We start from the raw sequence: 13,462 nt of genomic DNA, 5'->3' as shown, positions 1-13,462 counted from the left end.
GGGCAGGTTTTTGAGGCAGGTGCGTCAATGGTGTTCAGCAAGGTTCTTAGGAAGTGTGCGGTGACGTGTGCAGCGGCGATGTGCGCTGTCGCGCTCGCGCACGCCGATCCGCTTGCCGACACCCAGGCGGGGCCTCTCACCCGCGCGCACGTGCCGCGCATCGCGCTCGACGACGACGTTTATCTGCCCACCGCCGGCCTCAACGAACAGATCATCCGCGTGCCGGTCGACGCTGCCGGCGGCATCACGCTCGAAACGACGGTCTACAAGCCGGACGGCCCGGGCCCGTTTCCGATGATCGTTTTCAACCACGGCAAGATTCCTGGTGACCCGCGCACGCAGGAGCGCAGCGACCCGCTGCCGTTCGCGCGTGAATTCGTGCGTCGCGGTTACGTGGTGGTGGCGCCGAACCGCCAGGGCTTTGGCCATTCGGGCGGCACTTATCAGCAGGATGGTTGCGACGTCCAGCGCAACGGCGTTGACCAGGCCGGCGACGTAGCCGCGACGATCGATTACATGTCGAAGCAGCCGTACGTGGACGCCACGCACATTGTGGTGGCCGGTACTTCGCACGGCGGACTGGCAACGATCGCTTACGGTCCTGACGCGGCACCGGGCGTGCGGGCCTTGATCAATTTTTCGGGTGGGTTGCGGCAGGATGCGTGCCCCGACTGGCAGGGCAATCTGACGCGCGCATTCGGCGCGTATGGTGAGAAAACGAAGGTGCCGTCGTTGTGGTTGTACGGCGATAACGATTCGGTGTGGACCGCGCCGCTGGTGGCCGGCATGTACGCCGCGTATGCCGCGCACGGCGCGAGCGCGAAGATGGTGGATTTCGGCAACTACAAGAATGACGCGCACCGGCTTGTTGGCGATCGCGATGGCGTGCATGTGTGGTGGCCTGCGGTCGAGGCTTTCCTCGCTCGGGCGGGGATGCCGACTGGCGTGCAGTATCGTGTGGCAGATCCGTCGATGCCGAAGCCGAGTGGGTTTGCTGCGGTCGATGCGGTCGACTCGGTGCCGTATGTCGATGAAGCCGGCCGTAATGGATATCGGAATTTCCTGCATCAATATCCTAGCCGGGCTTTTGCTGTCTCGGACACGGGTGCGTGGTCGTGGGCCGAAGGTGGCGATGATCCGATGACGGTTGCTATTGCTAATTGCCAGAAGCAGAGTTCGGCGCCCTGCCGGTTGTATGCGGTGAATAACTCTGTTGTTTGGGGGGATGGGGTTTCGCAGACGGCGGAGTCTTCTTCGGCGGGTTCTGCTGGGGGTCAGCGGGCTATTGCTAGTCGGAATTAAGGTTTGAGCCTGCTCGGCGGGTTGTTTGTCTGTTTGTCTGTTTCCTTTCCTTGATCTGGTTGCCTGCTCGGCGCCTGGCTGTATGCCTACGGTGTTGGCCTTTCGTTCATTTGTTTGCCTGCGTGGCGCCTGGCTGTATGCCTACGGTGTTGGCCTTTCCTTGTTTTCTTAGTGGTCTATTAGCGTTGCCCCTGTGCGGGGCGGCACCTACTTTTCTTTGCCTGCCGCAAAGCAAAGTAGGCAAAAGAAAGCGGCTCACACCGCCAGCTCTTAAGCGGGTCCCCCGCGCAGCCACGGTAGTGGTGCATCTGGAATCCGTGTTCCCGCACACTTCGCGTCAGTGACACAGCAGTCATTCTTCCCGCGGCGCTGCGCGCGCCGAACTGTCTTTCATAAAACCACCCCGCTGCGTTTTCGCGCTCGCACCGTCCATCCTTCGTGTAACCACCCGCTAAGCTTTCGCTCCCGCGGTTTGCCTGGTTCCCTGACTCTTCGTTGCATCGCCGCCGGAGGCACAACTGCGGCCACGCAGCGAATGCGGCGTTTCCACACTTCAAGCGTTCGCCCCCGCAGTTTACCCAGCTCCGTGACTCGTCGTTGCATCGCCGCCGGGACGGCATAACTGCGCCCGCGCAACGAATGCGGCGCATCGCCATTTCATTTGAAGCGGGGGGTTCGCCAATGAGTGCGCGAGCGCCTCGCCGAGGCGAAGCCGACGGCCCCCGCTGCGCGAAGCAAAACCTCCGGTTTCCCTGGCAGACCCGTCCGCGACGCACGCAGTGCGGAGTGGGAGCGAATGAGCGCCTTGTCACTAGTGCGGAGTGTGCGAGGACACGGATTCCAGATGCACCACTACCGTGGCTGCGCGGGGGACCCGCTTAAGAATTAGCGGTTTGAGCCGCTTTCTTTTGCCTACTTTGCTTTGCGGCAGGCAAAGAAAAGTAGGTGCCGCCCCGCACAGGGGCAACGCTAATAAACCAATAACAAAGCAAGGAAAGGCCAACACCGCAGGCATACAACCAGGCGCCACGCAGGCAATCAGAACTAGAAAAGGCCAACGCCGCAGGCATAAAACCAAGCGCCGCGCAGGCAATCAGACCACAACCCCCGATCAGACAAACAAACCAGACAAAGACACAACAACCACAAAAACACAGACCCAAAAAAGCACCGCGAAAGCAAAAAACCAAACCACACCCCCAATTCCCGCCCACAAGGTTCAACTACTTTGCCGTCGTCAACTCCGTCGAAAATCGACCTTTACACGAAAACAGAAACGACCTGCACCGAACAGCCACGAACCCCAGCGCCGCAGGCAAAAACCCACCCTCAGCCCCTAGTGCACAGCACGAAATAAACCGCTAATCTCGACCCCGCAAGCCACCCCAAGGCCGCGCGCAGCGCAAAGCAAAACCCGCGGCGCGAATGAAAAGGCCCTAAAAAAGCCCGCCATGCAACGGCAAAAAAGCACCCCGGAGCACCCTTTGGAAAAGTCAGCATCTCCTGAAGACTGGATCACCCGCAGCCTGCGTGCCGTCTGGCACCCCTGCACCCAGATGAAGCACCACGAACGCCTGCCGCTCATCCCGGTCGCACGAGGCCAGGGCGCGTGGCTCTACGACCGCGCGAACAACCGCTATCTGGACGCGATCAGCTCCTGGTGGGTCAACCTGTTCGGTCACGCCAACCCGCGTATCAACGCAGCCCTGAAAGATCAGCTCGACACGCTCGAACACGCCATGCTCGCGGGCTGCACGCACGAGCCCGCCATCGAACTCGCTGAGCGCCTCGGCGCGCTTACCGGCAACACCCTCGGCCACGCGTTCTTCGCGTCCGATGGCGCATCGGCCGTTGAAATCGCGCTGAAGATGAGCTTCCACTCCTGGCGCAATCGCGGCTTCGCCGACAAGCAGGAATTCGTTTGCGTCGCCAACAGCTATCACGGCGAAACCGTTGGCGCGCTCGGCGTCACCGACGTCGCGCTCTTCAAGGACGCCTACGCTCCGCTGATCCGCAACGCGCACGTCGTTGCGTCTCCCGACGCGCGCCTCGCGCAAGCAGGTGAAAACGCAGCTGACGTCGCGCGCCGCGCACTCGATCACGTTCGCTCGCTGTTCGAAGCGCGCGCCACGAAAATCTCCGCGCTGATCGTCGAGCCGCTGGTGCAATGCGCGGCCGGTATGGCCATGCACGACCCGTCGTATATCGCCGGATTGCGAGCACTGTGCGATCAGTACGGCGTACATCTGATCGCCGATGAAATCGCCGTCGGCTGCGGACGCACGGGCACCTTCTTCGCGTGCGAACAAGCCGGCGTCTGGCCGGACTTCCTGTGTCTGTCGAAAGGTATCAGCGGTGGCTATCTGCCGCTCTCGATCGTGCTATCGCGCGATGAAATTTTCGAAGCCTTCTATCACGACGATACCGCGCGCGGTTTCCTGCACTCGCACTCGTACACCGGCAATCCGCTCGCGTGCCGCGCGGCGCTCGCCACGCTCGATCTCTTCGCAAGCGACAACGTGCTCGCCGTCAACGCACGGAAATCCGCACAGATGAAGGCCGCGCTCGCCCCGCTCGCCGCGCACCCGCAGGTGCGCAATCTGCGTCAGTGCGGCACGATCTTCGCGTTCGACGCCGTGATCGACGATGCTCAGCAAGCCAAAACATTCTCGCGCCGCTTCTTCGAAAACGCATTGCAGCGCGAACTGCTGCTGCGTCCGATTTCGACGACGGTGTACCTGATGCCCCCCTACATTCTGGACGACGAAGAAATCGCGCTGCTCGCCTCGCGCACGCGCGAAACCTTCGAAGCAACGCTCGTGGAGACCCGCTAATGCATCTGCTCGACACATTGACCGAAGGCCTGAAGGACATCGACGCGCGCGGGCTGCGCCGTCGTCGCCGCACGGCCGACACGCCGTGCGCCGCGCACATGACAGTCGACGGCCGCGCAATCATCGGCTTCGCCAGTAACGACTATCTCGGCCTCGCCGCGCATCCACTACTTATCGCGGCGATCGCCGAAGGCGCGCAGCGCTACGGCGCGGGCAGCGGCGGTTCGCATCTGCTCGGCGGCCATTCGCGCGCGCATGCGCAACTGGAAGACGATCTGGCCGAATTCGCCGGTGGTTTCGTCGACAATGCGCGCGCGCTCTACTTCAGCACCGGCTACATGGCCAATCTCGCGACGCTCACCGCGCTCGCGGGCCGTGGTACGACGCTCTTCTCCGACGCACTGAATCACGCGTCGCTGATCGACGGCGCGCGCCTGTCACGCGCCGACGTGCAGATCTATCCGCACTGCGACACGGAAGCCCTGAGCGCGATGCTCGATGCGTCGGACGCGGAGGTCAAAGTCATCGTTTCCGATACCGTGTTCAGCATGGACGGCGATATCGCCCCTCTCGCGCGTTTGCTCGAACTCGCGGAACACTATGGCGCATGGCTGATCGTCGACGATGCGCACGGTTTCGGCGTGCTTGGCCCGCAAGGACGCGGCGCCATCGCGCAGGCCGCGTTGCGCTCGCCGAATCTGATTTCGATCGGCACGCTCGGCAAGGCGGCCGGCGTATCGGGCGCCTTCGTCGTCGCGCATGAGACCGTGATCGAATGGCTCGTGCAGCGCGCGCGCCCGTACATCTTCACGACCGCTTCCGTGCCCGCTGCAGCGCATGCGGTGTCGGCGAGTCTGCGGATCATCGGCGGCGAAGAAGGTGACGCGCGGCGTGCTCATCTCCAGCAACTCATCGAACGCACGCGCGCGATGCTTAAGGCCACGCCGTGGCTGCCGGTCGATTCGCACACCGCCGTGCAACCTCTGATCATCGGCGCGAACGACGCGACGCTCGATATCGCGGCCACACTCGATCGCGCGGGTCTCTGGGTGCCGGCGATCCGTCCGCCGACCGTGCCCGTAGGAACATCGCGACTGCGTATTTCGCTTTCGGCCGCACATTCGCAAGCGGATCTGGACCGGCTCGAAGCGGGCTTGCAGCAACTCGAAGCGAAGGCAGCATGAGTAGCGCGAGTCAAAACGCGCTGTCGCTATTCGTCACCGGCACCGATACGGAAATCGGCAAGACCTTCGTGTCCGCCGCGCTCCTGCGCGGTTTCGTTCGCGCAGGCCTGCAAGCTGCCGCGATGAAACCGATCGCAGCGGGCGCGTTCGAAGTGAACGGCGTGTTGCATAACGAAGACGCGGATCAACTCGACGCCGCGTCGAACGTCCTGCTGCCGCCGGCGATTCGCACGCCGTATCTGCTGAAAGAACCCGCCGCGCCACATATCGCCGCCGCGCTGGAAAACGTCACATTCGATCTCGACCATATCGTCGCTTGCCATGCGCAGGCTGTGCGGCAAGCGGAGATCGTCGTGGTCGAAGGCGTTGGCGGTTTTCGCGTGCCGCTGACTGACACGCAAGATACCGCCGATCTCGCTGTCGCGCTCAAGCTGCCGGTCGTGCTGGTGGTCGGCATGCGCCTCGGCTGCATCAGCCATGCGTTGCTCACCGCTGAAGCAATCGCCGCGCGTGGCTTGACGCTGGCTGGCTGGGTGGCCAATCGCGTCGATCCGGCCATGACGTTTCCCGACGAAAACATCGCATCGATTCGCAAGCAGCTTGCGCACGAACACGACGCGCCTCTGCTCGGTATCGTGCCGCACTTGAGCCCGGCTTCGCCCGAGCTTGCGGCGGATCAGCTCGACATCAACCGACTCCTGCAGACGCTGCGCCACGCGCAGCGCTGAAAACCCATCACATCCATCCATGAGGATTGACGACATGACGCAACTGAACATCGCTCCGGCGGCTGCCGACACGGCCGCCTCCATCCAGAACGCCAACCACGCTGCAACCGACGCCAAGCCGGTCGCCAAATGGCGCGTCGCCGACATCGTCGCGCTGTACGAACTGCCGTTCAGCGATCTGATGTTCCGTGCGCAGCAAACCCATCGCGAACACTTCGACGCAAACACGGTGCAACTGTCGACGCTGCTGTCGATCAAGACCGGCGGTTGCGAAGAAGATTGTGCATACTGTCCGCAGTCGGTGCATCACGACACCGGCCTGCAGGCCGACAAGCTGATGCCGGTCGATGACGTATTGGCCGCCGCCAAACTCGCCAAGGAAAACGGTGCCACACGCTTCTGCATGGGCGCGGCGTGGCGCAATCCGAAGGACCGCCACCTCGAGCCGATCAAGGACATGATCCGTGGCGTGAAGGCGATGGGTCTCGAAACCTGCGTGACGCTCGGCATGCTGGAGACCCATCAGGCGCAAGGTCTGCGCGAAGCGGGCCTCGATTACTACAACCACAACCTCGATACGTCGCCGGAGTTCTACGGCCAGATCATTTCGACACGCACCTATCAGGACCGTCTCGACACGCTGGAACGCGTACGCGATGCGGGCATCAACGTATGCTGCGGCGGGATTGTCGGTTTGGGCGAATCGCGCCGTGAGCGCGCCGGCCTGATCGCGCAACTGGCGAACATGGAGCCGTATCCGGAATCGGTACCGATCAACAACCTGGTGCAGGTGGAAGGCACGCCGCTGACCGGCACCGAAGCCATCGATCCGTTCGAATTCGTCCGTACGATCGCGATTGCGCGCATCACGATGCCGCGCGCGATGGTGCGTCTGTCGGCAGGCCGCGAACAGATGGACGAGGCGTTGCAGGCGCTATGTTTCCTGGCCGGCGCGAACTCGATTTTCTACGGCGACCAGTTGCTGACCACCAGCAACCCGCAGGCCGAAGCAGACCGCAAGCTGCTCGAACGGCTTGGGATTCGCGCGGAATCCGCGCAGCAGATGCCGCTGGATCAGAGCAGTTGCGAGCATAGCTGCGCGCATGATCACAACGCACACGCAGCACCCAACTAAGCACCACGCTGCGGACGAAACGCGTGCAATAAATCGCGCGCAATAAAAAAAGGCCACCTCGTTTCCGAGGTGGCCTTTCTACGTTGTGGCCAGAACTTACTTCTTGTCGACGATGATCTGATCGAACGTCCCGCCGTCGGAGAAATGCGTTTGCTGCGCTTTCTGCCAGCTGCCGAACATCTCTTCCACCGTGAAGGTCTTGATCGGTTTGAACTCGGCAGCGTGCTTCGCGAGCACATTCTTGTCACGCGGACGCAGATGATGTTCCGCAATGATTTCCTGCGCGCCCGGCGACCACAGATAGTCGAGGTACGCCTGCGCTTCCTTGCGCGTGCCGCGCTTGTCGACCACCTTGTCGACAATCGACACCGGCGGCGCAGCCAGCAGGCTAACCGACGGATACACCGCTTCGAAATTACCCGCACCCACGCCCGTGTCGATCAACGACACTTCGTTTTCGAACGTCACCAGCACGTCGCCGATACCGCGTTGCGTAAAGGTCGTGGTCGCGCCGCGGCCGCCCGTATCGAGTACCGGCACGTTCTTGAAGATCGCCTTTTCGAAATCGAGCGCCTGCGCATCGGTGCCGCCGTGCTGCTTGCGATAACCCCATGCAGCCAGATACGCGTAGCGGCCGTTACCCGACGTCTTCGGATTGGCGATCACGACTTGCACGCCGGGTTTGGCGAGGTCATCCCAGTCCTTGATGTGCTTCGGATTGCCTTTGCGCACGAGGAACACCATCGTCGTGGTGTACGGGGCGCTGTCGTCCGGCAGGCGCGCGCGCCAGTTGGCGGGCACCAGTTGCCCCTTTTCTGCAAGCAGGTCGATGTCGTTCGGCTGATTCATCGTCACCACGTCGGCCTGCAGTCCTTGCAGCACCGACAGCGCCTGCGCGCTCGACGCGCCATGCGACTGGCGAATCGACACCGTTTCGCCGCTCTTCTGTTTATATGCCGCGATAAAACCCGCGTTGATGTCCTTGTACAACTCGCGCGTCACGTCGTACGACACGTTCAGTAGCGACGTCTCCGCATGCGCCGTCGATACGCCGCCAAGCGCGAGCGTGATTACCGTCATGCCGGCTGCAAGCCAGCGCGATGTCCCCGTGTTGCCTGCCATCTTTCTTGTCCCCGCCTATCGATGATAAAAACTGCGGCCACACGAACGTGCAGCGTGAAGCGGGATTCTAACGGATTGCTTACGTGTTCACTTGCGCGCGTCTGGGCACTCAAATGAACGCATGCTGCGCGATTTCAGGCGTCTCCTCGCGAAAGCGCAGCGGCGCCGCGCAGTGCACCAGCGTATCGACGAAATACTTGGCACGCGGCCACGGGCCGAATCCCGCCGCGGTGTTGATGTGACCCGCGTCGCCCAGATTGACGAACGCGCTGCCGAAACGCTGCGCGAGATCGCGCGAGCCGGCGAGCGACATCCATGGGTCGGTTTCACTGCCGATCAGAATCGACGGTACGCCCAGACGCCGCGCGTCGAACGGCCCGGCGAAGGCAAATTTCTCCGGGCTCGCGGGCGCGACGAACAGCACGCCGACCACATCGTTCGCATACGAGGCCTGCTGCAAGGCGTACGCGGTCGCGAGGCATCCGAAGCTGTGGGCGGCCAGCACGAACGGACCACGTTCGCGCGCGAGCAGATCGCGCAGCGACCTCGCCCAGCCGGCGACGTCCGGCGCCTCCCAATCGGTTTGCTCGACGCGCAGCGAGCGCGCGAATTGCCGTTCAAGCCATGTTTGCCAGTGCGCGCCCTCGCTGCCGTGCAGGCCGGGAACGGTGACGAGCCGCGGCGGCCATGTCGATTTGATGCATGAAAGCATGTGAGCCCCTCGCTGCCGGAATCCGGAGATTGATTGTCCCGCCGGGCGCCACAAGGGCGAACCAAGTTTTTGTGCTTTGTTTATGGGGCGAACACAGAGGAAAAAACGCACGCCCGTGCACAAACGCGCGCGATCCGCGTCGAAAACGTAGAATGAAGCCTATCCATAAAAGGAGGAGGCCCCATGCCGCAAGCGTCGTCTGAAGCGCCGCGGGCGTTGCAGCCGTCGTACCGGGCCTTTCCCGCCATCTGACTCGAACAGGCACGCGCACTCCGGATCGTATGAAAATCCTCTTCTACATGCAGCATGCCAACGCCGCCGCGTGGCTTCACGACTTCGCCCGCGCCCTGCCGGAAGCCGAACTGCGCGAATGGCAGCCGGGCGACACCGAACCCGCGGACTTCGCGGTCGTGTGGCGGCCGCCGCGTGAGATGCTGGCCGGCCGCGACGATCTGCGCGCGATTTTCAATCTCGGCGCGGGCGTCGATGCGATCCTCGGGCTTGAACGCGAGCAACCCGGCACGCTGCCGCGCAACGCCCAGTTGATCCGGCTCGAAGACAGCGGCATGGCCCTGCAGATGGCCGAATATGTGACGCATGCCGTGCTGCGCTACCTGCGTCGTTTCGACGAATATCAGACGCTGCAAGGCGAACGCCGCTGGGAGGTGCTCGATCCGCACCCACGCGAGACCTTCACGGTTGGTGTACTCGGCCTCGGCGTCCTCGGCTCGCATGTCGCGCAAGCGGTCGCGGCGTTCGGCATGCCGGTGCGCGGATATAGCCGCAGTGCGCGGCAAATCGACGGCATCGCGACCTTCGCCGGCGAGACGCAATTCGACGCGTTTCTCGACGGCGTGAAAGTACTGGTGAATCTGCTGCCGCATACGCCGGATACAGAAGACGTGCTGAACCGGCGCACCTTCTCGAAGCTCGCGAAGGGTGCGTATCTGATCAACGTCGCACGCGGCGGACATCTGGTCGAACCGGATCTGCTTGAGGCGCTCGCAAGCGGCCAGCTCGCCGCCGCGACACTGGACGTGTTCCGCGAAGAACCATTGCCGCCCGATCATCTGTTCTGGCGGGAGCCGCGCATCACGATTACGCCGCACGTGTCCGCGCTCACGCTGCGCGAAGAGAGCGTCGCGCAGGTCGCAGGAAAAATGGTGGCGCTGATGCGTGGCGAAACGGTGAGCGGCGTAGTCGATATCGAACGTGGATACTGAGCGCGGTGGATACGAAGCGCGGATACTGAACGCTGGGATCGAGCATGGGTTTGAACAGCATCACCGAAACATAGGAGACACATCATGGCCTTGCCGCAACACGTCAAAATCGTCGAAGTCGGTCCGCGTGACGGACTGCAGAACGAGAAAGATTTCGTCCCCACCGCGATCAAGATCGAGCTGATCAACCGCTTGTCGGCGGCGGGCTTTCGCAACGTCGAAGCCGCGTCGTTCGTGTCGCCGAAATGGGTGCCGCAGATGGCCGACGGTGCCGATGTCATGGCCGGCATCGAGCGCCGGGCAGGCACGATCTACTCCGTGTTGACGCCGAACCTGCGCGGCTTCGAAGGCGCACTCGCGGCGCGCGCCGACGAGATCGTGATCTTCGGTGCGGCCAGCGAAGCGTTCTCGCAGAAGAACATCAATTGCAGCATCGCGGAAAGCATCGATCGATTCGCGCCGGTCGCGCAGGCGGCGAAGGAACACGGTCTGCGAATTCGCGGCAGCGTGTCGTGCGCGCTCGGCTGTCCGTATCAAGGCGAAGTGCCGGTCGCGTCGGTGGTCGATGTGGTCGAGCGTTTCGCGGCGCTCGGCTGCGACGAGATCGATATCGCGGATACGATCGGCGTCGGCACACCGAAGCGCACGCGCGAAGTGTTCGAGGCGCTCACCACGGTGTTCCCGCGTGAACGTTTGTCGGGCCACTTCCACGACACCTACGGGCAGGCGCTCGCGAACATCTACGCCGCGTTGCAGGAAGGCATCGAGATCTATCACGCGTCGGTGGCAGGGCTCGGCGGCTGTCCGTATGCAAAGGGCGCAACCGGCAACGTCGCGACCGAAGACGTGCTGTATCTGATGAACGGCCTCGGCATCGAGACCGGCATCGACCTCGCGCAAGTCGTCGCGATCGGCGATTTCATTTCGACGTCGATTGGCCGGCCTAACGTATCGCGCGCCGGCAAAGCGCTGCTTGCCAAAGCGCGCAGCGAACAGGCCAACTGCGTTTGACGCTTGCAATCGACCGCCATCCATTCAGGACATAGAACAATGACGGACCACGCTTCTCTCGAATCCGACGATCTCACCGCGTTGCCCGATTCCGCACGGCGCGTCGCGCAGTTGTTGCGCGAGCGCGGCCACGCGGGCCGGATCGTGATGCTGCCGGAAACCGGCAAGACGTCCGCCGAAGCGGCCGCCGGGCTCGGCTGTTCGGTTGCGCAGATCGCCAAGTCGATCCTGTTTCGGCGCCGCGAAGATGACGCACCGGTGCTGGTGGTCGCGAGCGGCGCGAATCGCGTCGACGAAAAGAAGGTGGCGGCGCAAGTCGGCGAGATCGGCCGTGCGGATGCGAAGTTCGTGCGTGAGAAAACCGGTTATGCAATCGGCGGCGTGTGCCCGATCGGTCACGCCACGGAACCCGTCACGCTGATCGATGCCGATCTGCTGGCGCTGGACAGTCTGTGGGCGGCTGCAGGCCATCCGCATGCAGTGTTCAACCTGACGGCGCAGGAACTGATTGCGTTGACGGGCGCGCCGGTGATCGACGTGGCGCTGCGCGAGACGGCGTAACGCGATGACAGCAGGCATCGATAGCGAAGAGGACGAGGCCGCCGTGCCGTCACCCTGCATTAGCGTGTGCAGGATGGACGCCTCGACCGGCTGGTGCGAAGGCTGCTTGCGCACCATCGACGAAATCGCCGGCTGGTCGCTGTTCGACGACGACGCGAAGCGCGCGGTCTGGAACGCGATCGAGGAACGCCACGCGGAGTTCATGGCCAGGCAGGCAAAGGCCCGGCGATGAACGCCGCGCCTCGCATCGTGACGCTCGGCGAGACGTTCAGCTCGACGCTCGAACTATCGGCCGAATCGGTGAAATCGTTCGCCACGCTCGTCAACGACCTCAATCCGCTGCATCACGACGACGCATATGCCGCGCAAAGCCGCTTCGGCGGTTTGATCGCGTCGGGCACGCAGCCCACCGCGCATTTCATGGCGCTGCTGGCCACGCATTTCTCGACCTACGCGCAGCCGCTCGGACTCGAGTTCGATATCAAGCTGAAGAAAGCGGTCCGCGCGAGCGATACGCTGACGATCACCTGGCGCGTGCGCGACGCTTACTGGAAACCGAGTCTGAACGGCGATCTGACGCATCTCGAAGGAAACGTGGTGAATCAGCGTGGTGAGACCATGTTGATCGGCACGTCGACCATCCTTGTGATGCCGAAACCCGAAGCAGCGGCGAATTCGGGCATGGACACGGACAAAAACGCGGACACAACCGTGGATAAAAACGCCCCATGATCACGTTACCGGAATCGATCCGAGTCTTCGAACGCGGCTGGCTTTCGTCGAACAACGTGCTGCTGGTCGACGACACCTGTGCTGCCCTCGTCGATACCGGTTACGCGACGCACGCGCCACAAACGGTCGCGCTGGTGAAGCAAGCGCTCGGCGCACGGTCACTCGATCTGATCGTCAACACGCATCTCCATTCGGATCACTGCGGCGGCAACGCTCTATTGCAGTCGACATGGCCGTGCCGTACCGCGATTCCCGCATCCGAAGCCGGCGCGGTGCGCAACTGGGACGAAACCCGTCTGACGTTTCGCGCCACCGGCCAGCGCTGCGAGCGCTTCACCTATACCGAGACAATCGCTCCTGGCACGCACCTGCGGCTCGGCGCGCTCGACTGGCAAGTGCTCGGCGCGCCGGGCCACGATCCGCATTCGTTGATGCTGTATTGCGCGGACGAACGCATTCTGATCAGCGCGGACGCGCTGTGGGAAAACGGCTTTGGCGTAATTTTTCCCGAACTGGAAGGTGAAAGCGGTTTCGCCGAAGAACAGGCGGTACTCGAGGCCATTGCAAAGCTCGACGTGCGGCTCGTGATTCCCGGCCATGGCGGCCCCTTCACGAACGTCGGGCAGGCGCTCGAGCGGGCGTTCTCGCGCGTCGCGTGGCTACGGGCCGATCCGGCGCGCAATGCGAAGAATGCGTTGAAGGTGTTGATCGTGTTCAAGCTGCTCGAAGTTCGCGCGATGAGCTTCGTCACCTTGCTGCAAATGCTCAACGATGCCACCGTGATGCACGCCGCCGCGTCGATGCTCAAGCCGCGTGGCGAATGGTCCACGTTGGTGCATACGATCGTCGAGGAATTGGCGGCCAAAAACGGACCATTGGAAATCGATGGCGAGCGCATCGTCGCACGCCAGGGTTGAC

Annotated in this window: 13 protein-coding genes; 11 read left to right on the top strand and 2 right to left on the bottom strand. The window is 62.9% G+C overall.

Annotated elements, in window-relative coordinates:
- Positions 1–27: 27 nt before the first annotated feature.
- The 5 genes from PQR67_RS07915 to bioB all read left to right on the top strand — a co-directional run bounded on the left by PQR67_RS07915 (position 28) and on the right by bioB (position 7,183).
- A complete protein-coding gene (locus tag PQR67_RS07915; RefSeq protein ID WP_408456722.1) occupies positions 28–1,302 on the top strand; it encodes a dienelactone hydrolase family protein in 1,275 nt (424 codons plus the stop codon).
- A 1,484-nt stretch (positions 1,303–2,786) separates the two neighbouring features.
- Complete coding sequence (gene bioA / locus PQR67_RS07910) at positions 2,787–4,136, top strand: adenosylmethionine--8-amino-7-oxononanoate transaminase (protein ID WP_494471407.1); 1,350 nt, start codon at positions 2,787–2,789, stop codon at positions 4,134–4,136.
- Positions 4,136–5,320 (top strand): 8-amino-7-oxononanoate synthase, encoded by a 1,185-nt coding sequence (gene bioF, locus PQR67_RS07905; RefSeq protein ID WP_408456716.1) that lies wholly within the window; start codon positions 4,136–4,138, stop codon positions 5,318–5,320. Before bioA ends, bioF begins: the two co-directional genes overlap by 1 nt.
- Positions 5,317–6,048 carry a dethiobiotin synthase gene (bioD, locus tag PQR67_RS07900; protein ID WP_408456713.1) on the top strand — a complete coding sequence of 244 codons (732 nt, stop codon included), beginning with the start codon at positions 5,317–5,319 and terminating at the stop codon, positions 6,046–6,048. The genes bioF and bioD overlap by 4 nt, the downstream gene beginning before the upstream one ends.
- 34 nt (positions 6,049–6,082) lie before the next feature.
- Positions 6,083–7,183 carry a biotin synthase BioB gene (gene bioB / locus PQR67_RS07895; RefSeq protein WP_408456710.1) on the top strand — a complete coding sequence of 367 codons (1,101 nt, stop codon included), beginning with the start codon at positions 6,083–6,085 and terminating at the stop codon, positions 7,181–7,183.
- A gap of 96 nt (positions 7,184–7,279) precedes the next feature.
- Here bioB and PQR67_RS07890 read toward each other — a convergent pair whose 3' ends face one another.
- Together PQR67_RS07890 and PQR67_RS07885 are read right to left on the bottom strand one after the other, a co-directional pair.
- Positions 7,280–8,305, bottom strand: coding sequence for a sulfate ABC transporter substrate-binding protein (locus PQR67_RS07890; RefSeq protein ID WP_408456707.1), 1,026 nt, complete (start codon positions 8,303–8,305; stop codon positions 7,280–7,282).
- Positions 8,306–8,414: 109 nt separating this feature from the next.
- A complete protein-coding gene (locus tag PQR67_RS07885; RefSeq protein WP_408456704.1) occupies positions 8,415–9,017 on the bottom strand; it encodes an RBBP9/YdeN family alpha/beta hydrolase in 603 nt (200 codons plus the stop codon).
- A 281-nt stretch (positions 9,018–9,298) separates the two neighbouring features.
- Here PQR67_RS07885 and PQR67_RS07880 point away from each other — a divergent pair, with 281 nt between their 5' ends.
- The 6 genes from PQR67_RS07880 (at position 9,299) to PQR67_RS07855 (ending at position 13,461) form a co-directional block, all read left to right on the top strand.
- Complete coding sequence (locus PQR67_RS07880; RefSeq protein ID WP_408456701.1) at positions 9,299–10,240, top strand: 2-hydroxyacid dehydrogenase; 942 nt, start codon at positions 9,299–9,301, stop codon at positions 10,238–10,240.
- 84 nt (positions 10,241–10,324) lie between these two features.
- Positions 10,325–11,251 (top strand): hydroxymethylglutaryl-CoA lyase, encoded by a 927-nt coding sequence (locus tag PQR67_RS07875; protein WP_408456698.1) that lies wholly within the window; start codon positions 10,325–10,327, stop codon positions 11,249–11,251.
- 39 nt (positions 11,252–11,290) lie between these two features.
- On the top strand, positions 11,291–11,812 hold the full coding sequence (locus PQR67_RS07870) for a YbaK/EbsC family protein (RefSeq protein ID WP_408456696.1): 522 nt from the start codon (positions 11,291–11,293) through the stop codon (positions 11,810–11,812).
- A gap of 4 nt (positions 11,813–11,816) precedes the next feature.
- Positions 11,817–12,044 (top strand): DUF1289 domain-containing protein, encoded by a 228-nt coding sequence (locus tag PQR67_RS07865; RefSeq protein WP_408456693.1) that lies wholly within the window; start codon positions 11,817–11,819, stop codon positions 12,042–12,044.
- Complete coding sequence (locus PQR67_RS07860) at positions 12,041–12,544, top strand: MaoC family dehydratase (RefSeq protein WP_408456691.1); 504 nt, start codon at positions 12,041–12,043, stop codon at positions 12,542–12,544. Before PQR67_RS07865 ends, PQR67_RS07860 begins: the two co-directional genes overlap by 4 nt.
- Entirely contained in the window at positions 12,541–13,461 is a 921-nt protein-coding gene (locus PQR67_RS07855; RefSeq protein WP_408456688.1) for an MBL fold metallo-hydrolase, read from the top strand. Before PQR67_RS07860 ends, PQR67_RS07855 begins: the two co-directional genes overlap by 4 nt.
- Position 13,462 lies beyond the last annotated feature (1 nt).

Origin of the sequence: Paraburkholderia fungorum (assembly GCF_046026025.1) — a bacterium.
Classification (GTDB): domain Bacteria; phylum Pseudomonadota; class Gammaproteobacteria; order Burkholderiales; family Burkholderiaceae; genus Paraburkholderia; species Paraburkholderia fungorum_E.
Note: the sequence above shows the minus strand (reverse complement) of the source record. Positions and strands in the feature narration are given on the sequence as shown.

Bases quoted from the DNA above. Each gene is read 5' to 3' on its own strand.
- PQR67_RS07915 (WP_408456722.1), top strand. From the start codon at position 28: ATGGTGTTCAGCAAGGTTCTTAGGAAGTGTGCGGTGACGTGTGCAGCG.
- bioF (WP_408456716.1), top strand. From the start codon at position 4,136: ATGCATCTGCTCGACACATTGACCGAAGGCCTGAAGGACATCGACGCG.
- bioD (WP_408456713.1), top strand. From the start codon at position 5,317: ATGAGTAGCGCGAGTCAAAACGCGCTGTCGCTATTCGTCACCGGCACC.
- bioB (WP_408456710.1), top strand. From the start codon at position 6,083: ATGACGCAACTGAACATCGCTCCGGCGGCTGCCGACACGGCCGCCTCC.
- PQR67_RS07890 (WP_408456707.1), bottom strand. From the start codon at position 8,305: ATGGCAGGCAACACGGGGACATCGCGCTGGCTTGCAGCCGGCATGACG.
- PQR67_RS07885 (WP_408456704.1), bottom strand. From the start codon at position 9,017: ATGCTTTCATGCATCAAATCGACATGGCCGCCGCGGCTCGTCACCGTT.
- PQR67_RS07880 (WP_408456701.1), top strand. From the start codon at position 9,299: ATGAAAATCCTCTTCTACATGCAGCATGCCAACGCCGCCGCGTGGCTT.
- PQR67_RS07875 (WP_408456698.1), top strand. From the start codon at position 10,325: ATGGCCTTGCCGCAACACGTCAAAATCGTCGAAGTCGGTCCGCGTGAC.
- PQR67_RS07870 (WP_408456696.1), top strand. From the start codon at position 11,291: ATGACGGACCACGCTTCTCTCGAATCCGACGATCTCACCGCGTTGCCC.
- PQR67_RS07865 (WP_408456693.1), top strand. From the start codon at position 11,817: ATGACAGCAGGCATCGATAGCGAAGAGGACGAGGCCGCCGTGCCGTCA.
- PQR67_RS07860 (WP_408456691.1), top strand. From the start codon at position 12,041: ATGAACGCCGCGCCTCGCATCGTGACGCTCGGCGAGACGTTCAGCTCG.
- PQR67_RS07855 (WP_408456688.1), top strand. From the start codon at position 12,541: ATGATCACGTTACCGGAATCGATCCGAGTCTTCGAACGCGGCTGGCTT.